Origin of the sequence: Salmonella sp. 32070601201500089SM, assembly GCF_017573605.1 — a bacterium.
Classification (GTDB): Bacteria; Pseudomonadota; Gammaproteobacteria; order Enterobacterales; family Enterobacteriaceae; genus Salmonella; species Salmonella enterica.
Genome location: NZ_JAGETK010000012.1, coordinates 13,679 through 34,127 on the forward strand (window position 1 = coordinate 13,679; position 20,449 = coordinate 34,127).

General features: G+C 49.6%; 18 protein-coding genes and 2 pseudogenes. 4 read left to right on the forward strand and 16 right to left on the reverse strand.

The genetic code is table 11. The annotated features are described in order from the left end of the window. Window positions 1-168: 168 nt before the first annotated feature. Complete coding sequence (locus tag J4728_RS17695) at window positions 169-1,542, forward strand: MFS transporter (RefSeq protein ID WP_000099989.1); 1,374 nt, start codon at window positions 169-171, stop codon at window positions 1,540-1,542. Between the two features lie 39 nt (window positions 1,543-1,581). Continuing rightward, window positions 1,582-3,621, forward strand: a complete 2,040-nt coding sequence (locus J4728_RS17700; protein WP_001647565.1) for a TIM-barrel domain-containing protein — start codon at window positions 1,582-1,584, stop codon at window positions 3,619-3,621. Between the two features lie 54 nt (window positions 3,622-3,675). Here J4728_RS17700 and nhaR read toward each other — a convergent pair whose 3' ends face one another. The 8 genes and pseudogenes from nhaR to J4728_RS17740 all read right to left on the reverse strand — a co-directional run bounded on the left by nhaR (window position 3,676) and on the right by J4728_RS17740 (window position 11,340). Beyond that, window positions 3,676-4,575, reverse strand: coding sequence for a transcriptional activator NhaR (gene nhaR, locus J4728_RS17705; RefSeq protein ID WP_000062872.1), 900 nt, complete (start codon window positions 4,573-4,575; stop codon window positions 3,676-3,678). A 61-nt stretch (window positions 4,576-4,636) separates the two neighbouring features. After that, window positions 4,637-5,803 carry a Na+/H+ antiporter NhaA gene (gene nhaA / locus J4728_RS17710; RefSeq protein WP_000681340.1) on the reverse strand — a complete coding sequence of 389 codons (1,167 nt, stop codon included), beginning with the start codon at window positions 5,801-5,803 and terminating at the stop codon, window positions 4,637-4,639. Between the two features lie 162 nt (window positions 5,804-5,965). Beyond that, window positions 5,966-6,193: pseudogene (locus tag J4728_RS17715) on the reverse strand (arylsulfatase); the annotation flags it as partial. Then, on the reverse strand, window positions 6,115-6,372 hold the full coding sequence (locus J4728_RS17720) for a hypothetical protein (RefSeq protein ID WP_000528983.1): 258 nt from the start codon (window positions 6,370-6,372) through the stop codon (window positions 6,115-6,117). The pseudogene J4728_RS17715 and the gene J4728_RS17720, both read right to left, overlap by 79 nt. Window positions 6,373-6,490: 118 nt before the next feature. Beyond that, window positions 6,491-7,744, reverse strand: a complete 1,254-nt coding sequence (locus tag J4728_RS17725) for a hypothetical protein (RefSeq protein ID WP_000457885.1) — start codon at window positions 7,742-7,744, stop codon at window positions 6,491-6,493. A 17-nt stretch (window positions 7,745-7,761) separates the two neighbouring features. Then, window positions 7,762-8,958 (reverse strand): anaerobic sulfatase maturase, encoded by a 1,197-nt coding sequence (locus J4728_RS17730; RefSeq protein WP_001189145.1) that lies wholly within the window; start codon window positions 8,956-8,958, stop codon window positions 7,762-7,764. 103 nt (window positions 8,959-9,061) lie between these two features. After that, a complete protein-coding gene (locus tag J4728_RS17735) occupies window positions 9,062-10,555 on the reverse strand; it encodes a sulfatase (protein ID WP_000754366.1) in 1,494 nt (497 codons plus the stop codon). A gap of 20 nt (window positions 10,556-10,575) precedes the next feature. After that, window positions 10,576-11,340: an outer membrane protein OmpK gene (locus J4728_RS17740; protein ID WP_000052612.1), complete on the reverse strand. Its 765-nt coding sequence runs from the start codon at window positions 11,338-11,340 to the stop codon at window positions 10,576-10,578. 440 nt (window positions 11,341-11,780) lie between these two features. Between J4728_RS17740 and J4728_RS17745 the strand changes: the two are divergent. Further along, window positions 11,781-12,178, forward strand: a pseudogene (locus J4728_RS17745) (5'-nucleotidase C-terminal domain-containing protein); the annotation flags it as partial. A 137-nt stretch (window positions 12,179-12,315) separates the two neighbouring features. Here the strand turns inward: J4728_RS17745 and J4728_RS17750 are convergent. Further along, the gene (locus J4728_RS17750) at window positions 12,316-12,507 is read right to left on the reverse strand and encodes a hypothetical protein (protein WP_012218477.1); all 192 of its coding nucleotides are present in this window, start codon (window positions 12,505-12,507) and stop codon (window positions 12,316-12,318) included. 747 nt (window positions 12,508-13,254) lie between these two features. Here J4728_RS17750 and J4728_RS17755 point away from each other — a divergent pair. Continuing rightward, the gene (locus J4728_RS17755; protein WP_001248820.1) at window positions 13,255-13,704 is read left to right on the forward strand and encodes a transcriptional regulator; all 450 of its coding nucleotides are present in this window, start codon (window positions 13,255-13,257) and stop codon (window positions 13,702-13,704) included. A gap of 99 nt (window positions 13,705-13,803) precedes the next feature. Here the strand turns inward: J4728_RS17755 and J4728_RS17760 are convergent, their stop codons facing one another. The 7 genes from J4728_RS17760 to bcfC form a co-directional block, all read right to left on the reverse strand. Next, on the reverse strand, window positions 13,804-14,091 hold the full coding sequence (locus tag J4728_RS17760) for a hypothetical protein (RefSeq protein ID WP_000839832.1): 288 nt from the start codon (window positions 14,089-14,091) through the stop codon (window positions 13,804-13,806). A gap of 38 nt (window positions 14,092-14,129) precedes the next feature. Then, on the reverse strand, window positions 14,130-14,975 hold the full coding sequence (locus J4728_RS17765) for a DsbA family protein (RefSeq protein ID WP_000291399.1): 846 nt from the start codon (window positions 14,973-14,975) through the stop codon (window positions 14,130-14,132). A 64-nt stretch (window positions 14,976-15,039) separates the two neighbouring features. Beyond that, complete coding sequence (gene bcfG / locus J4728_RS17770; protein ID WP_077910634.1) at window positions 15,040-15,771, reverse strand: fimbrial chaperone BcfG; 732 nt, start codon at window positions 15,769-15,771, stop codon at window positions 15,040-15,042. Then, entirely contained in the window at window positions 15,737-16,255 is a 519-nt protein-coding gene (locus J4728_RS17775) for a fimbrial protein BcfF (RefSeq protein ID WP_001243234.1), read from the reverse strand. The genes bcfG and J4728_RS17775 overlap by 35 nt, the downstream gene beginning before the upstream one ends. 15 nt (window positions 16,256-16,270) lie before the next feature. Further along, the gene (locus tag J4728_RS17780) at window positions 16,271-16,816 is read right to left on the reverse strand and encodes a fimbrial protein BcfE (RefSeq protein ID WP_001082042.1); all 546 of its coding nucleotides are present in this window, start codon (window positions 16,814-16,816) and stop codon (window positions 16,271-16,273) included. Further along, window positions 16,817-17,824: a fimbrial protein BcfD gene (locus J4728_RS17785; protein ID WP_000701247.1), complete on the reverse strand. Its 1,008-nt coding sequence runs from the start codon at window positions 17,822-17,824 to the stop codon at window positions 16,817-16,819. Continuing rightward, the gene (gene bcfC, locus J4728_RS17790) at window positions 17,825-20,446 is read right to left on the reverse strand and encodes a fimbrial usher BcfC (RefSeq protein WP_001245867.1); all 2,622 of its coding nucleotides are present in this window, start codon (window positions 20,444-20,446) and stop codon (window positions 17,825-17,827) included. It abuts the gene before it with no gap. Window positions 20,447-20,449 lie beyond the last annotated feature (3 nt).

Below are 20,449 nucleotides of genomic sequence, written 5' to 3' on the forward strand. Positions count from 1 at the left end.
TTAATAATTGATTGATGCCGTCGGGTTAACTACTTTTCATGTACACCTTACTTACTCATTTTAATCTGAGGTTAAATTCAAAAACGACATAAAAATAATATTCAAAACTTGCTTAGAAAGTAGAGGTTGTTTTTCTGGGCGTATCGTACCAATATCGGAGTTATCATTATGAGTTCTGTCATTGAGGATACCCAGCCTTCCGGGTCAGCATCATTGTCTTTACTACAGCGTATTAGCTACGGCTCTTTGGATGTGGCGGGTAATCTGCTGTACTGCTTCGGTTCAACGTACATTTTATATTTCTACACAGACGTTGCGGGCATTAGCCTTGCCGTAGCAGGCGTTATCCTGCTGCTGGCGCGTATTATCGATGGCATAGACGCCCCCATATGGGGGATCATCATCGATAAAACGCGTTCACGCTACGGTAAATGTCGTCCCTGGTTTTTATGGTTACCGCTGCCTTTTGCGGTATTCAGCGCGCTGTCATTTTGGTCTCCTGATATCAGTATGACAGGAAAAGCCATCTATGCAGCAATATCTTATATGATTGCCAGCATTCTATTTACCGGACTTAATACACCACTCAGTGCAATATTACCCCTGATGACCTTATCTCCCAAGGAAAGACTGGTTTTAAATTCCTGGCGAATGACCGGTGGGCAAATTGGGGTTTTATTAATGAACGCGACCGCCTTGCCGTTAGTCGCTTTTTTAGGTAACGGTGATGATCACGCTGGTTTTATTTATACGGCAATTACGTTTGCCATTATATCCTGCGCGCTAACGCTCTTTGCGTTTAAAAACATTCGTGAAATGGATACGGATAAAATACAGCATGAACCTAAGTTGCCGATGAAAAAAAGTTTCGCGGCGATGAAAGGTAACTGGCCGTGGATCCTGATGGTGCTGGCTAATCTGATCTTCTGGATTGCCCTACAGCAGCGCAACACGACCATTGTCTATTATCTGACCTACAACCTCGACCGTAAAGATCTGGTACCGCTGATTAACAGCCTGGCGACGATTCAGATCCTGTTTATCATCGCTATCCCCTTCTTTAGCAAATACCTGGCTAAAACCTGGATATGGGTAGGCGGTCTGCTGGTCGCCACGTTTGGCGGCGTCATGATGTGGCTGGCAGCGGACAACATTACTTTCCTCATCGCCGCCTGGATACTCGGCAATATCGGCAGCGGTATCGCCTGCTCAATGCCGTTTGCCATGCTGGGCTTCGCCGTCGATTTCGGCGCCTGGAAGACCGGTATTAAGGCTACCGGCATTCTTATCGCCTTCGGCAGCACCTTCTGCATCAAGATGGGTAGTGGCCTCGGCACCGCTTTCGCCGCCTGGATCATGAACAGTTTTGGCTATGTCCCCAACCATGCCCAGAGTGCTGCGGGTCTGGAGGGCATTATCTGGGCCTTTATCTGGGCACCCGCCCTACTCTTCGCGCTCGCAGCGATCCCACTACTTTTCTTTCGCAAATACGAAGCGATGGAAGAGAAGATTCGCCACGATCTGGAAACCGTCAACTCATAACGTTCTTTACCTTCACCCTCGAATATGGGAGGCACCACCATGCCATTTATGCAACAAGACCCGCGTCGTCTGGTCTGGCAGCAAAACGATCGCTATTTATGGATTGAACCCTGGGGCGAGAACAGCCTGCGCGTACGCAGTGGCCGTCATCTGCCGGTAATGAGAAATGAAGACTGGGCATTGACTGAGCCAGTCGCAGAAAGCCAGTGCCACATTGATTATGAGCACCACCAGGCAACGCTGACCAACGGCAAAATTATCGCTATCGTCAATCAAAAAGGACAAGTTACCTTTTACCGCCATCCACACAAACCCCTGTTGCAGGAGTTTTGGCGCCTGCGGGGCGAAATTGGCGAGGATGAATCATCTCACGGCCAGTACGTCAGCGCACTCAACCTTGAGGGACGCGAGTTCCGCCCGATTCAGGGTGGGAAATATTCACTGAAAGCCCGCTTCGAAGCCACCGAAGGGGAAAAAATTTATGGCATGGGGCAGTATCAACAGGCCAACCTGGATCTCAAAGGATGCGTGCTTGAGCTGGCGCAACGTAACTCCCAGGCCTCAGTACCATTTATGCTCTCCAGTCTGGGCTACGGATTTTTATGGAACAACCCGGCAGTCGGACGCGTAACCTTTGCCCAAAACGTTACCGAATGGGAAGCGCAGGTCAGCGAACAGTTAGACTACTGGATCACGGCAGGCGATACCCCGGCAGAAATTAGCCGGGCTTACGCGCTGGCTACCGGCACGCCGCCGATGATGCCGGACTACGCCATGGGCTTCTGGCAGTGCAAACTCCGTTATCGTACGCAGGAAGAGCTGCTGGAGGTCGCCCGCGAATATAAGCGCCGCAATCTGCCTATCTCAGTGATCGTTATCGACTTCTTTCACTGGCCGAATCAGGGTGACTGGATGTTCGATGCGCGCGACTGGCCCGATCCTGATGCCATGATTGCCGAGCTGAAATCGCTGGGAATTGAGCTGATGGTCTCCGTCTGGCCGACGGTGGATAACCGTACCGAAAGCTATCGGGAGATGCGCGAAAACGGCTGGCTGGTACAAACGGAACGTGGCTTGCCGATCAATATGGATTTCCTCGGCAATACCACTTACTTTGATGCGACTCATCCGGGCGCGCGCGACTACGTCTGGGGCAAAGCCAAACGCAACTATTACGATAAAGGCGTGAAGTTATTCTGGTTAGATGAAGCCGAACCTGAGTTCAGCGTTTACGACTACGACAACTATCGCTACCATGCCGGGCCGGTACTGGAAGTGGGCAATATCTACCCACGTATGTACGCTAAAACCTTTTTTGACGGCATGAAAGCCGATGGCGAAGACCAGGTTATCAACCTGCTACGCTGCGCCTGGGCCGGCAGTCAGAAGTACGGCGCTCTGGTCTGGTCAGGGGATATTCACTCCTCGTTTAGATCGCTGCGCAACCAGTTTGCTGCCGGACTCAATATGGGAATCGCGGGGATACCGTGGTGGACGACGGATATCGGCGGTTTTCATGGTGGCAATATTCACGACCCAAAATTCCATGAATTGCTGATTCGCTGGTTCCAGTGGGGCGTCTTTAGTCCGGTGATGCGTCTGCACGGCAACCGCGATCCGCAGATTTTACCCGCGCAACCGTACCGGGATGGCATTGCTCAATGCCCTACAGGTGCGCCGAACGAGGTCTGGAGCTACGGTGAGGAAGTATGCGAGGTACTGACAGGTTGCCTGGCGTTGCGAGAAAAACTCAAGCCCTATATCAAAGCGCTGATGGAGGAAACCCATAAGCACAATACGCCAGTGATGCGCCCCCTGTTCTTTGAATTCCCCGAACAGGAAACAAGTTGGGCAATCACCGACCAGTATTGTTTTGGTCCTGACCTGCTGATCGCCCCCGTCATGCATGAAGGTATGCGCGAACGTGATATCTGGCTACCGGAAGGGGAAACATGGACGGATCTTGCGACCGGTGAAAGCTATTCAGGAGGGCAGACGCTGCAGTACGCTACGCCACTGAACAGAATTCCGGTGTTTATCCGCGAAGGTGGGCAGTACCGTAGCCTGCTGAACTTGTAGAATGATTCCGGCTGCGGGTTAGTACCGCAGCCGGAAGTATTACGGTAGGTATGTCTACTGTAGTTTAAACAATGCCGAGTAGTCCGCATTGCAAATACGCTGCACCGCCGGATGCTGGATCATTCTCTCGGCAAAAATCGCATGATATTCTTCCATGACATTCTCCACGCGCCCAATCTCTATTACCGACTCATCGGCATAAAAATCCAGTGAATAAAGGCTCGGCGCCACAAAAATCGCATCGTGCGTCGCGCCAAACGCCTTCATTAAGGCCGCGTCATCAAATTCACCGAGGATCTCAACCTGCAACCCCTGTGAATTAAACCAGTTCAACAACTTACGCCCCAGCATTGAGCGCCGTCCCGGCACCAGCAACCGTCGCTCTTCCAGGCAGGCAGGGAACGCTTTTTCGGGAAGCGGATTCGTACACCAGAAACTGACGCTGCATTCGCCGATTTTGACTGAGAATAGCCCCTCCTGCTGCGTGGAATCTATCGGGCAGTCGGAGATAATCATATCCAGCTTGTGCTGGCTGAGCTGTTCGAGCAACATTTCGTGCGTCGACTCAAAGCAACGCAGATGTATGGGTTCATCCACCACCACCGCCGCATCCAGAACGCTGCTGACCAGACGCTTGGATAAAGCATCGGCGACGCCGACGTCAAACAACAGGTTTGATTCTTTGCGGTAATTGACGATATCCAGCATCTCCTGGCTTAGCGTAAACATTTTATCCGCATAGCGAAAAACCAGCTCGCCCAGTTCGCTGGGCTCAAGACCGCGTCCCTTACGTTTAAATAGCTTCCCCTGTAAACGCTCTTCCAGGGCTTTAATTTGACCAGTAATGGTTTGCGGCGTCAGAAAAAGCGCCTCTGCGGCGCCCACGACAGAACCTTCTTTATAGACATGCCAGAAGTAATAAAGATGGTTGTAGTTAATATGAGACATGCTCATTCCTCTCCCTGTTCAATGTCGTAAGGGAGCGATACATCGCTCCCCCTTTCCTTCGTACTGGTTATGCCGGCGCGTTCAAACGCGCGCGCAACCAGCTATACCCCACCACTGCGGAGAGCAATGAACCAATCAAAATGCCCAATTTCGCCCAGTTAATAAGTTCCGGATCGACATTGCCAAATGCCAGGCTGGCGATAAAGATGGACATCGTAAAGCCAATGCCACACAAAATGCCGACCGCCATGATTTGCTGATAAGTGGTCCCCTGCGGCAGATGCGCCAGCTTGAAACGCAGCGCCAGCCAGCAAAACAGACTAATCCCCAGCGGCTTACCAATCAGCAGACCGGCAATAATTCCCAACGGCAGCATGGAGGTCAGACCGTCAATCGTGACGCCCTGAAGAGAAACGCCAGCATTCGCAAAAGCGAAGAGCGGCAGGATCAGGTACGCGACCCACGGGTGCAGAACATGCTCCAGACGCTTCGCCGGCGAGCGACCGTGTTTTTCTTTCAGCGGAATAAAGAAACCGACAATGACGCCTGCCAGCGTCGCGTGAACGCCGGACTTCAGTACCGCCGTCCACAGCACTGCCCCGACCAGAATATATACCCCAGTCCGTCTGACGCCGCACAGGTTCAGCAGCGCCAGCACGGCAATCGCGAACGCCGCCACGCCCAGCGAGACGATAGAAAGATCGCTGGTATAAAACAGTGCGATAATAACGATGGCGCCGAGATCATCGATGATCGCCAGCGCCATCAGGAAAATTTTCAGCGCCAGCGGAACCCGGCTGCCCAACAGCGCCAACACGCCCAGCGCAAAGGCGATATCCGTCGCGGCAGGAATAGCCCAGCCCTCGCGAGTGACCGGATCGGAGTAGTTAAAGGCCAGATAGAGCAATGCCGGTACAATCATCCCGCCGATGGCGGCAATCACCGGAAAAGCGGCCTGGCGCAGACTGGCTAACGAGCCTTGCATCAGTTCGCGCTTAACTTCCAGGCCAATCAACAGGAAAAACACGGCCATCAGCGCATCGTTGATCCACAACAGCATGTTTTTGTTGATCTCAAGCGCCCCAACCCGTAGCTGAACCGGCGTCTCCAGAAAATCATGATACCATCCACTGGTCGCGCCCATATTGGCCATCAGCATAGCCAGCGCAGCGGCGATGATGAGAATGATGCCCCCAGAGGCATCGCTGCTAAAAAATCGGTGCAGATGTTTCACTTTTTATTCTCTCAATCAGGTGAATTCTTCGGATCTACTATCTTACCTCGCCTGACTCATCGTTAAAATTAGATTATATATGATGAATAGCTCGTTTTTTACGAAATGAAGTCCGACTTACGCCGGACTTTTTTAGTGCAGTCAGTCATTGATGATAGACCGCTACGCGTACAGATCCATTTTATACACCCGGAAACTGGTAATATCGTAGCGATAGCCTTCCCCGTTCGTTTCCGCGTTTTTGTAGTAACCTGACGTCATGGTCGCTTCAAAAAGCACGGTTTTCTCCGTAGGCGCAATCTCCTGTAAAATTAGCAGCCCCATCGCCTCGCTGCCCGCCTGCGGATCGATAATATCGCTCTCGCCAGGCTGGCAAGAGATGGCGCGGCCATAAGCGGATTAAGAATAATCAGCGCATTTTGTACTGTATTACTTTCTGTAATCTGGCTGAGGCTGTGCTCATAAATCGCCGTATGGTTGAGCACCATCGCATTTTGCTTATCAAGCCTCTGATTGACGGCAAGACACGGGGCAGGAAGCGTATTCTTTTGATGTTTGAACGGCCCCATGATCTCTCCAGTATATCGTTGTCGTTCCTTGCTGGAACAACGAAATAGATACGCTGGAGAGGGTTGGGCTGATAATCAAAAGCCATCGACTCAGCTCTATCACACGGCATGCGATGCGTTATCCGACCTTACGGGATTGATTATATTCATACTTCAGATAATCCAGCGTTGCCGTCACATTTGCCGGTGACAGACGATTAAGCTGCGCCAAAAAAGGATGCGCATACAGATAATTAATGAACGCCGTCGCGCCTTGTAACGTAGCATAACGTTGCTGGGTAATTTTTTTATTACCGGTGAGATTACACACCGCCATAGCATAATCGCGGGTAGAAAAAGTACGCCAGACATTGTTACGGATACCGCCGCTTAAAAACAGGCGTGGCGGAATATCTTTTTGCAGCGGCGTCGTACCGCGTTCTTTGACAAATGAAATATGGCAACGGCCCTGATGGACATGCGGCATATTCGCCATCATGCATCCCCCCAGAATAAAGCATTCATGATCGAGGTAATGCTGAACGTTTAAGGAGCGTTCGTCCGTCAGCATCCGCACCAGTTCAAAATGGCGGTAGGCAGGCAACACCGGCTTTACGATCATTCCGGAGTCATTCTTATATAACGAGGCCGGACCGTAGTCGATATCAAATAAAGTTTCGCGGCGCGCTGTAATCGCTTCCTTACGTTGCACCATATGCGCCAGCGTACCCGGAGGTAGCCGTTCTTCATAATACGACTGATACTGCCAGGCTTTATCCAGCGGCTGTGCTGAATAATTTGACGAAATCGCCACCACCCTTCCGCTTTGTTCTTCTGCCGTCACCAGAACATACAGGCTGCTGTCTCCACCGTTATAGTTCACCCTGAAAGCGCGGGTGCTGAGTGCGATATCGAAGGCCGGAAACTGCTGGCATCGCTCTGCAAGGTTTGCATTACGGGATAGTTTAAACAGCGCCCGGTTAAGACCTGTGCTGTCTAATTTCAGCTGTGAGCGGATCCCGGCAAGCGACGTCCCTTCCTCAATTAGGGTTGCCAGCTCGTCCTGTCGGCAATCGCTTTTTGCCTTTTCGGGGACGATGAACGTTTTCCGACACTGACTACACGCCATGCGGTGTTCGCCCTGAGTCGAGAAGCCGTATTTCTTTAATGAGGTGCTGCCGCAGGCAGGACACTGTTTGACCAGGCCTTTCCATCCCCGGTTTACCGTGTGGCGAAAAAGATTTAACGCCCCAGCGGAAATAACAGGAAACAGGAAACCACATTCCCGACAAAGAACATCTTTTCCCTGGCGGACATAATCCGGACTGTTCAACACGCCCAGATTTTTACATCCCGGCGTTTTACAGCAGTCCACATTAATATTGGCAAACATGCGTTCCTCCTTGAGCATTACTTAAAAAAAACAGACCGGATCTCCGCCGGTGACAGGTTATTTACGTAAAGGGTTTTCATCGCTTTCATCATTGGCGCGGTATGAGAGAAAAAGCACTGATAGCCGGCACAAAGATAGTTTTGCTTCATCGGTCCGCAAGCCGAAGGCAAAAAGCGGTGTTTAGGGCAACCGCCATAACAGGCGAATTGCCACGGGCAGGTATGGCATTCCTGCGCCATCGTGCGGCTTTTATCGAGACCAAACTGCTGGTTTTGCGCGCTATTATTCATCTGACGCAGCGGCGTGTCGTTAATATTGCCGAGCTTATATTGCGGGTAAACGAAATGATCGCAGTTATACACATCGCCATTCATTTCCATTGCAAAAGCGCTACCGCAAACGGGCGCAAAAACGCAAACCTGAGGGGGGAGTCCACACCATGCCGCCAGCGTTTGTTCAAAGAGTTGAATGCCGATATCACCAATATCTTCGCGGATCCAGATATCAAAAATGGCATTCAGGAACTTTCCAAACTGTAATCCGTCCACTGACCAGGGGGTTACTGCGGTTTGCTCGTCCTGCGGATGCGCCAGCATTCCGTCTTTATTTGCCGCTCTTTCCACTAGCGGAATAAACTGCATATAGCGGCTGCCGATAGATTTCAGATACGCATAAACCCGCTGCGGGTGCAGCATATTGCTCTGACTCACCACCGTGAGAGTATTAAATTCAACGCCATGACTCGCCAGGCATTTTATCGCCTGTTCAACTTTATGATGGGTAGGTTGCCCTGCGCGAGTTACTCGCCATTCGTCGTGCAGCGCCGCATCGCCATCAATCGAAATACCAACCAGAAAGTCATGCGCCCTGAAGAATCTCGCCCATTCATCATCAATCAGAATGCCATTGGTCTGAAAAGTATTAACGATGGCTTTTCCATTAGCATAACGTTGCTGGAGCGCTACAGCCTGGCGGTAAAATGGCAGCCCCATCAGCGTCGGTTCCCCACCCTGCCACGCAAAAATCACTTCATCCACGTCCTGCGCCGCAATATGCTGTTGCACAAACAACGCCAGCGTTTCTTCCGTCATCTTGTAATGGTTTTTTCTATCGGGATAGAGCATTTCCTTTTCCAGATAGAAGCAATATTTACAATCAAGATTACACACCGACCCGGTCGGTTTGATCATTACCTGACAGCTTTTCCGTTGCATATTTTCCGTATCCCTAAAATAAAAGAACCTGACTCAGCACGAGGGCGCTGAATCAGGCGGGCAGAGCCCTAAGTGGCATACTTAATTTTTTATAATTATCCTTTTAGCCCCAGGTCACCGGCGTTGGTTTGTCGCCACGGGCTTTCATTAATGAGTCGTTATCGATGTCCTGTTTCATTTTCAGGAACTTGCCATACAGCTGTTTTTCAATTTCAGGCTGTTTGCCAATTTGGTTCAGCGTTTCGAACCGATCTTTTTTCAGGTTATAGAGGTATTTAGGTTTATTTTCACGATCGATGATCATTTTCCAGTCACCGTCGCGGATCGCCCATTCATCGGTCGGATCATCCTGGAACGGCATATCAATACCGAAGATCAGCGGCTTATTACGTTTTAACGTTTTCTGCTCCAACAGCGGAACCAGCGATTGCCCGTCGTATGTACGATCAGTAGGCAGTTTGAAATCCATCATGTTCGCCAGCGTCGGCATCCAGTCCAGACCATACACAGGCGTATCGGTAACGACGCCCTGTGGAATGTGTTTACCGTATTTGATAATTGCCGGAACGCGAATACCGCCTTCCCACAGGTTATCTTTACGTCCGCGCAGACCGTCAGTCTCGCCTGCGAGGTTCAGCTCGTAGACTTTACGCGCTTCACGCGTCACCGGGCCGTTATCACTGGTGAAGATGACAATGGTATTATCTTCTTCCCCCATCGCTTTAATTTTATCCAGTACTTTACCGACTTGCGCATCCATATAGCTGATATTGGCGTAATATTCACCGGTACCGCGCCACGGTTTATCCGCCCAGTCGCCGTAGAACAGATCGGGATGCTGCTTCTGGTATTCGCTCATGTATTGTGAATACATATCGAGGTATTTTTTCGGCGAGGCCAGTGGGCTGTGAACTTCCGTAAAGGCAACGTATAAGAAGAACGGTTTGTCGTCTTTCTTGTTATCTAGCCAGTTCACCACTTCAGAACTGACAAATTCGCCGCTGATGCTATCGGCACGATCAATATGTTTGCCGTTACGCATCCAGCCGGTTGGGTGGACGACGCCGTAACGCGGGCGCTCTTTGGCATTATCCAGCGTAGCATCGGTCACAAAGCCAGCCGGGTTCACCAGAGAGTAATCAAAACCTAACTCTTTCGGCTGCGGCTGATCGGTACGATCGCCCCCGGCGTTGAGATGCAGTTTACCCATCATCGCGGTATCGTAACCCTGCTGTTTCAGCAGATTGGCTATGGTCAATTCGTTACGTCCAATAGAAACATTAGTACCTTCAGGGATCCAGGAGCGTACACCGGTGCGGAAGGGCATACGGCCTGTTAACATCCCGGCGCGGGAAGGAGAACACAAAGGAGCCGGCGCATAGTATTCAGTGAATTTGACCCCTTCTTTCGCCAGGCGGTCAATATTCGGGGTTTTCACTATCTGGTGACCGTAAGTCGCCAAATCACCATAGCCAAGATCATCTGCCACAATAAAAACTAAGTTCGGGCGTTTTTCGGCAGCCGCGTGCACGACAGATAACGTACTTGTCGCACAAAGCGCCAGTCCAATCATGCTGGCAATGACTGTTTTTTTCATTTCAACTCCTTTGATTTTATTTAAAATGAATATCCGACCATATAAATCATCTGGTCTCCATATCCGTCATAACCTAGTTTGTTCGCGAAATAACGATATGTCACAGTAGCTTTCCAGCGGGGATAAAATTTCCATGCCAGTGTTAATCCACCATTTAATCCATTTCGACCGAATTGCTGCTCCGTATAAGCGTCATTTCTATCTAGTTCGATTTCATTCCAGTCAGATAAAACAAAATCTTCACCAAATAAATTAAAATTATAGGCTGCAGTCCAGCCAATAACATAGCCATTCCAGCCGCTTGTCTGCCCATATTTCTGCGAGACATAATCACCAGATTGATTATGCAGACCAATATAGGGTTTGAAGAACCCCCAACTCCCGCTCCAACCTAAATACCCCGCTCCATAAAACATATCGAGGTCATCGCCCCATGAGTTATCCCATTGACCATATATCTTACCGAAGAAAGTATAATCTGAATCAAAGAGTCGTACATGAGTCATGGCAGAAACAGTATGATTTCTTCCAGCAACAGCGTGATTTAACACGTTGCTTTCAATAAATGAATAGAATTCTGCCTCTTTGAAATTGACACCAAAGTCAGCAGTTACTTTCCACACCTCCCCACGATGTACATTGACGAATCCACTATTCCAGTCAGCATAACCGGCATTAATTGATCCAAATGAATTCTTATATTCCAGTGCATGTACAGAATGGCTAAAAACAGTAGATATTGTAAGTAAGAGACTAAATAATACTGTTCGCTTTATCAGAGACATTGAATATATTTCCCATAGTTATATTTTATTCATCAATGAATATGTTTTACTCCGGTGTCGAAGTTTAACCAAATCTAGTTATAGAATAGTGATATAAATCTCACATCACGCAGGATAAAAGTATTTAAAAATAATGTGTCGAGAAATGTTTTTTTATAAAAAATAACTCAATGTTTATTATTAAATCAACACTTCATCTTTTTAGGTCATACCGCAGATTTAGTGTTGTACTAAGCTTTACCTTTTGGATAACTGATAGCAAAGATTGATGTGATTTGCCCCGCTGTTCCGTAACTCAGGGGGTGATCCGAAACGGTCATTTCCCCCTCAGGAGTGCAACTCTATCGCTGTAAGCAATACCTGAAAACCTGCCAGCACAGCCATCACAACAACGGTGCCCTCCATCACACCATTATTGATATGACGATGATTACCTGCTCGGCGATGTTCTGAGTATGTATCCTTTTACTAACGACGTAATGAACGTGGAAATTAGCGGTAAAGATCTGAAGGCGATGATGTCTCATGCAGCCGATCCGAAGAACGGCATGCTGCATGTGTCGAAAACGGCCAAATTCAAACACTACAACACAAAACCGCTGGGACAGCGTATTGTCGAATTTGATATCAAAGGTAAACAGGTCGCAGACAAGATATTCAGTACCGTCGCGCTGACTCCTTTATCGGTAAAGGCCGTGGCGGATTTGACTTCACGAAAGGTAAAAATGTCAAAGACATTAAAGGGCTGTAAACCTCGCAGGCAATTGCTGATTATATGGAACATATCAATAACATCGTTCCGGATCACACCATGCGTGTTGACGACATCAGTAAATAAAACAACTCTCATGCGGTCGTTACCCGGTGGCGGCAGATTGATATTATCTTCGCGGAAACGGTAATTACCGTTGTCAAAAACCAGAAACTCCACGATACCCGGTTCGCTGCTTTCAACTCAGACACCAGGATAAAGGCTTAACGGCGCGGTGCCATAAGGATTAAGGTAATAACGGCATGTGTATATGTATTGTCATCACGAATTTGGTCGAGGAGCTGTTGGTATATGGCGTTATGGTTTTGCACCATCGCGTTATCGGTATCAATTTTCTGATTCATCGGCGCTCTTGGTGCAGGCATGGCGAGTGAGGACTGTTGGTTTACGTACATAATGCTCTCCAGACTATACGTTATGAGACTTCTGCAATGCAGAGGCAATTTCTCTGCCCGTCCAACGTAATATTCCGAAGATGTTCAGCATAGTTATCATGTATAACGCAATAACAAAAAAAATCATAAAAATATTTTATATCGCCATCTACTCATAAAATTTCATCCTGAGAAAGCAAGTCATCATCGAATATTTATTTAGTTCTTTTTACCTATATCCTATAGCATCCATAAGACCGACCAATAGGCCGAAATAAAAGTTACACCAGATAACATAAATTATCATTCAAGCACATAAAAAATGCTTAACCTAAAATCATAGCACCACTTAATAAAATTAATCATAAACGGTGGCAAAATATTATTTTTATGTCCTTTTTTGTAACTAACCGCATTTTCAAATTAATGAATCACAACAGACAATTCTCATCAACTGAATAAAAAATAATGACATACATATTATTTACCGCTCAAAAACATGGTTTGAGAATCCTTAAACGACACGTTATATGCATACCTCATTAAATATTGATAAAACAGAATCAACATGCTTATAGAAAGAACACAAAAACAATAACACAATAACATTTATTTCACTTAAACAATTTAGCCAATTTAATGACAGTTGATTTTTCAGGCCTGTCGCCCCAACCTATCCTTGCTCATAGCATAGCGGACACGTTGCAACGATGCTGACTATACGGAACAAGTGGGATGTCATGGCCTGAAAGCACAAATGGAGTAATCATGAGACAGCATAAAATAAATAATGAGTTTATTTACAATGAATCATTAAGGGAAATCACGTCCTTGCGCAGCAATGCAGCGTTCAAAATGACATTTATGCGGGCCTGGTGCCTGAGCTATTTAATAGAAAACGCACATCAGGAATTGATTATCCGTGAAGGTGTCGCGTACGCAGTTTGGGGAGAGCGAAGTCAATTTGTTAGCGATGCTAATTTGACGCAACTTCTTTATCTGCTGCGACGAGATTTACAACAAATCGGGCTTTTCGAACTGTTCGTTACGCTCCCCAGGCAGGGGATAAAAATCGATGAAAGATTTATCATTGACGCTGCTGACATACCGCCACAAGCTATTCAATATCATACTCACCGATGTAATAAAATTATATCTATTGGTATTCCCATCCTTTTTTTATTGATGGTACTTTTCTTTTTAGCGCCGTTTATCTGAAGATAAAGTCTGTAGACCGTGTCCCGGGAAGGTGAGAACATTTTTCATAATATCCTCACACGACACTGACGGGACACTACCTGCGGTCTGCTACGCGGTTCAGTCATAGACAATGCGTAGCACTGTTAATTGCTTATCTTCATCCAAATAATCTCGTTTTACCATTGCATGAGGAGATGATATCGGCGTGATAATATTCTCGACAATAATATAACGTTCAACTCCCTCTTTATTATGGCATTGAATTTCTAAGGTTCCCACGTCATTCCAGCAGCCTGCCTCAACAACCGATCCCATAAAATGAATCTGAGCGGTCGGTTTCGCTGTCCCTTCATGAACGATAAAGGAAAGTAAAATCACCGGTATGACGCAACGCATAGACTTCATTTTACTTTCACTCCTGTGCGTTCTCCTCTGAGCGAATATCACCCCTTCGCTTTCTGAATCGCCATTTGCAACATATCCTGAGTCGTGCTTCCCGGGATCACGGTCACCCGTTTTACATCACCGTTTTGCGTTTGAGGCATGACGACAAAAGCAGGCGTGCCGCTAAAGTCCATATGCTGCGCCAGTGCCTGGTTAGTGAGGAGCGCATCATGTACTGCACCGCTGCTTTGCGCTTCTTTTACGGCGGCCAGCTGCGTCGGCGTTAGATAATGTTGCGCCAGGGTGTAGACATCGTGTTCCGTTAACGCGCCTTCCACCTTCCCTGTGGCATAAAGCGCATTATGCCAGTCGAGATATTTCGCCCCGCCCTGTGTAAGCCATACCTGTTCGCCGACTCTTGCCGCCAGTCCGGATACCGGCCAGCGGGAGGAAAAAATAGGAAACTCTTTGAAAATAAACCGAGTATCCGGGTTCGCCTTAATCAGGTTTTCGACCACAGGCGCCATTTTGCTGCACCACGAGCACTGGTAATCAAAGAACATTACCACCGCCGCTTTTGCCTCGCTGGGCCCAACGGAAGGACTGCTGCTACTGAGCAACTCAGCACGATACTGTAATGCCAGTTGAACATACGCCTGTTGTTGCGCAATCTGCTGACGCTGATGCAACGTCTCGCTGGCGGCGACCAAAAATTCCGGATGTTCGGCCAAATACGTTGCCACCACCTCTCCCACTTTATCCGGATGACTGACGATGTAGGCTTCCGCCGTCGGGCCAATTTGCGACGTCGGGGCAGAATCGGCGGCGATTGCCGAGGCGGATACGGCAACGCCTGCCAACGTCAACATCGCCAGTCGGGAAAGTTTTAACGCGTGATAATACATAATAAAAGTCTCGTTCGATAAGATCGGAAAGCCTCCCGCTATCGGGAGACGCCTGAAAAATAGGTTAATGAATACGCGTCAGATCCACGGTTTGCGCTGTCATTACCCGCCCATAGTCATTAATACTTTGCCAGCGCACAGTGCAGCGAACCGCGTGCCGGCACCAGTCCGTTTGACGCGTTGCAAAGGGAGCCACGACCCCGGCGTTGTCCTGGGCGCGCTCGTTAGCGCGTAATAAAAAGAGCGTAACGTAATAGGGTGTCGGATTGCGTACCGTCGCGCCATCGGGGGTAAGCGACCAGATCAGATGCCGGTAGGCCTGCTGCGGATTGCCGGCGAGTCCCTCAGGGCGATAGAGCAATTTTAAAGCCGAACGAAACGCCATTTGTACACGGTTCGCTTCCGGTTTACCGGAGGGAATAGCGGCGATACTCAAGGTAAACAGACTTTCCCTGTCGGCGGGTAGCGGTGCGCCGGTATAAACCACCCGCATTGAGTTTTCCTGGCGCGCTGAAAGCATAAATAATGGCGGCGTGACTACGAAGGGCGTGATATTCCCTTCGTTTTTGGTTCCGGGCCAGCGGCCGCCTGGTAAAATATGCGTATCGATTAACCAGGACGCTTCTGAATGGTTACTTACCGGTACGCTTAATGCCGGGGCGCCCGCATGATAGATAAAGCGAGTACCGCCAATTACCACGCCAGCCTGCGCCCATGATATGGGAAGCAAGCACCAATATATCGCGCAGCGTAAAAAGAACTTATTCATAGGCAAGAATGAAGGTTGCGGAGGCATTGGCGTCCCCGGGCGTTACCGTGCCGCCATCGGCAAGATAACGCGCGTAAAATTGCAGATGCGCCGACGCCTGGCCCGGACTGAGCGTCACCACATCACTCTCCTGCCCCAGTGGGATTAAAGTTTTATTTTGATCATAAAGCGCAATCCCAATGCCTGAAGCGTCGCTTTCCCCTGCGGTAAGCGCCAATAAATCCGTATTACGACTGTCCGCCGCACCGCTAAAACTGACCGTTACGCCGCTGGCAGTGCTGCCGCAGTTCTGTAAATCGATAGCAAAAGGTTGCCATGCGGAACCGTCGCCCGCGCGATAAAACTGCCGTTGAGAAACCGCGCCCATCGCCACGTTAATATTTTCCGAGCCTGGAGAGAGCGAACACGTATTGTCCGTGATGGTTCCGGAGACATAGACCCGGCCATCGTGCGCCTGGACGCCGGATGCCGCCAGCAGCATCCCGATGCCGTACAGGATATCGTTACGCATAATTACGATGGCTCCTCATTCATACTGCATATCGAAATACATGACCGCCGTCGCGTTCCCGGACGTGACCGTCGGCCGGGTCGATTTATAGCGAATATAAAAAGACAGCGTGTTGCGTCCGGCTTTCAACGGATAGACCACTGAGTCGGCATTATTGATACTGATGGTATCCTGATCATCATTCAGAATTTCCACCCCTACCCCGCTTGCTAACATGTTTCCGCTTCCCATTCCGGTATCGGTTATTGCCAGTAGCGCGGGATTGTCCGGATCGGGTTCGCCGGTAAACCAGATCTTCGCCCCGGTAATTCCTCGGGAACAATTTTTGAGGTTGATATTAAAGGGCTTAAATTTTGTCGTTGTTCCTGTCGAAGGAAAATCGCCAACTGCAAACTGCCCTAAATCAATACTTTGACTGAGGCTGGAAATATCTATGTCGCAAGTTTGCGCCACAATAGTGCCGGTAAATTCGAGGTTATAAGCGAGGTCGTCAGCGCTGGCATTGATTTGTGGACACAGGATTAGTCCCATGACAAAAAGAGCGCAGTGTGATCTGTTCATTTAGTCAAAGTCCACTCGCAGGCTGGCCAGGGCGGTAAACGCCCCTTCCGCTGGCGTTTCACCTGTTGTACTCACCGGGTAGGCTTGCAATGTGATGTTAGCGCGTCCGGCGCTATCGGTGATAAAAGGCGCGACGCTCTGTACATCATTGGGGATAAGCGCGTTTCCTTCATCGGTTTCGACCACTACGCCGACATCCGCATTATCCGAAGCGATAGCCTGGGGAACGTGGCTATCCGGCGTAGCGATAAGACGCATTGTTAAATTGACCTGCGAATCCAGACCGCTGCACTTTACCGGTACGCTGAATTTTTTCGCTCGTACCCCCTCCGGCTTTTGGCCTGCATGGTTGAAATTGCCGCTGTATAATGCGCCGAAATTCACCAGAATCGTTTGTCCGGCGTTGATTTCGCAGCTTTGCGGAACGGTCACCGTTCCACTATAAAGAATGCTGTACACGACATCTGTCAGCGGATCGCCTGCGGCGGTCATGACATAAACATTGAACATAGTCTTAGGACTAATATTCACCGTGCCGACGAACGGTTTAACAATTTTGAGCTGAAACTCCAGATTTGAGTCACGAACGTAAAACGGTTGACCCGCTTTCACATTTTCATCATATCCCATCAGGACATTGTTCATTGGCGGATAGATATCGCCCGCCGAAGAATCCTCAATTCGCATTCCGCCTTCAAGGTAGTCCGGGTCCAGCTTTAAATATTTCCAGTTACCGCTCGTTTCTACGACCGGATATGGCGACACATAGGAGCGATAAGTCTGGCTATAGGTCGACGCGCCGGCGGGACACACCGCCTGTACATTAACTTCCTGGCTTTTTTCCAGTTGAACCGTCTTTCCCACCTGGTTTTGTTCTGCCGTCAGAGTGGTCGTTAAATCGTAATTAATACTGGAAGGTACACCGTTAACGTTTTTACACACGTCTGCGAAGGCGTACTGCGATACGACACTTCCCGCCAGCAGAGCAAATAAAAGAGGTATTTTCATTTAATGACACTCCGCATGTTGTCGACTCAGAATCTGACGGGAGGAAGAGAGATGATAGGACGCGACGCACTGTTGATCCGGTAGGTTCCCCCAGCGAACGTGCAGAACGCCTTGCGCTGACAACCCGGAAAGATAGACCTCCCCGGCCTCGTCAACAATCGCCTCCGCATGGCGATCATTCACCGTCACCGTTGCGCCAAAGGGTACAGGCTTACCGTTATGATTCAGCGTTACCAGGGCACGCGCGCCGACTCGCGCTTTAAATCTGGCCAGAACCAGCGCGCCTTCGGTCGGCACAACGCGAGTCACCGCGTCATCAATATCGACATCATCAGCCATGGCGTTAACGTCCAGCGCCATACGGTTTTGGCGATATGTCGTCGCATACGGCACCACCGCATAGCCACGCGCGTCCGTATGAATACCCGGCTGGTCGACAACGCCGACATTGGCTGCGCCCGGCGCGGCAATCAAAATATTGGTATTGCCTAACGGCTGGCTTAGCGTCACTCCATGCGCGTGCGCCACCAGGCCGCCGCTCAGGCCATAATTCACCTGCTGGTAATCGCCGTTATCGCTAACGTTATAGCCAATGTTGGCATTGCCTTTCGCGCCATCGTATTCCAGGCTGGCGGCGCCGCTTTCGCCAATACCGTGATTCTGATAGCCTTGCTGTATGTTGTAACTAAGATTGTTTTCGTCCAGTAGTGTGCCGCTAAGGCCCGCATTCTGCGTAACGTTATGCTGTTTGTCCGTACTGGTGCTAAAGGTAGCGTAAACATTGTGATGGCGCGTGACCTCATCATCGTGTTGCAGCCATTGACTTAGCGGCACCGAGATATTCAGCGCGAAAATTTGATCGCGCTCCGCATCGCCTGCGGATTTGTTATTGTTGTAAGAAACGCTCCATGCAATACCCGCCAGCGTATCGCTGTATCCCACCTGCAACAAAGAATCCTTTTCATCAGTGTGCCAGTAACTTTGCTGGCTGCCGGTAATAAAAAGCGATCCCAACCCGCCTAGCTGTTGATTGATATCGAGTTGTACTTTCCCCCTCCTGGTGTAATAAAGGTTGTAATAATCCGCCCATTCCGGCCTGCTTTTATCGCTGTCAGTCCGACTGTCATCGTCATAGCCGCTCATCCGTTTCCACGTGGTATCATCCAACGTGTAAAAGCCCGAGGTTGAATAGCGATAGCCCATAAGCTGTAAATTGGTTCCTGACTGTGCAAGCGATTTGGCATACAGGAAACGCAGCGATTGCCCCTGGTAGGTGTTATTATCCGCCAGCGTACTGGTAGCCTGGGTGACATCCAGCGACACCGCGCCCCAGTCGCCCAGATTTGCGCCGCTGCCGATCGCCAGCGCGTGATAATGACTGGAAAGTTGTGTTCCGCCATACAGCGTAAAACCATGCGGTAACCCCCATATCAAGGTCGCCTGACTGAATTTCACCTTCTCTTTTTGACTACTCTCGCTGCGATACTCCGCCACCGTCGCCGCATACTTCAGCCGCCCTTCTCGTTGTAGAATCGGCACGGCGGAATAGGGCACGTTATAACGATTAATAGAACCGTCGGACTCTTTGACTTCCACAGTCAAATCGCCGCTGGCGGCGGTAGGATAGAGATCATTAATAGTAAATGCCCCGGGCGGCACATAGCGCTGATTAATGATGTAGCCGTTTTGCCGAATGGTCACTTGCGCGTTGCTTCTGGCAATGCCGTGAATGGTCGGCGCGAAGCCCTTCATGCTGTCTGGCAACATATTGTCGTCAGACGCCAGTTGTAGCCCGCGAAAAGGAAGGCTGTCGAATAATGCGGAGGGGGTATAACTATCGCCTGCCGTCAGTTCTCCCTGCAAAAAGACCACATCACGTTCCAGATAAGTACTGATGTGCTGCCAGTCGCTGTCGCTATTCTGATCGCCGCTATTCGCGTTCCATGTGGAGTAGTCGCGTAACCGCCAGGCCCCCAGATTAAGGCCGCTATTCAATCCAAGAAAATAGCTGTTCTCCGCACTGCCGCCTGGGCTCCGATCCTGACTATTCGCGCCGGTAAAGGTGTAATTCAATAGCAACGCGTTAATACCTTCATCCCAGTATTGCGGTGGGATATAGCCTCTGGCGCTGGCAACCATCGCCGCCTGCGGGATGCTAATGTCGAGACGTTGCTGCGCAAAATCAAAGCGGGTCCGGGCGGCCGGTATCGCACTGGCGAGATCCGGGCAACTTCCCGCCGCCGCCTTCGCCAACAGTGGAAACGCCCCGGTGTTTACCCCCATATTTTTAAGCATTTCAGGCGTCAGGCAGGCGCGTAATCCGCTGTCATCGGTGGGCGCGCTTTTTCCCGTCGTTTTCACCGCCTGGAAGGCAATGTCTCTGGTCGCGAGAAACGTATTGTTCAGGTAAACGTCAACGCGATACATCCCTGCCGCCTGGGCATTACGGGAAAAGGTCGATAGGTCGGCCACCGCAGACGGGTCGTCAGACAGAAATGCCGGGTTGAAATAGTTTTCCGCCCACCCCGGCGCAGGCGCCAGTGCGATAGCCAACGCCAGCGGGGTTAATACGGGTTTAGTTACGCTGGAGTAATATCGCGTCATGAAAAGCTGATTACGCATAAC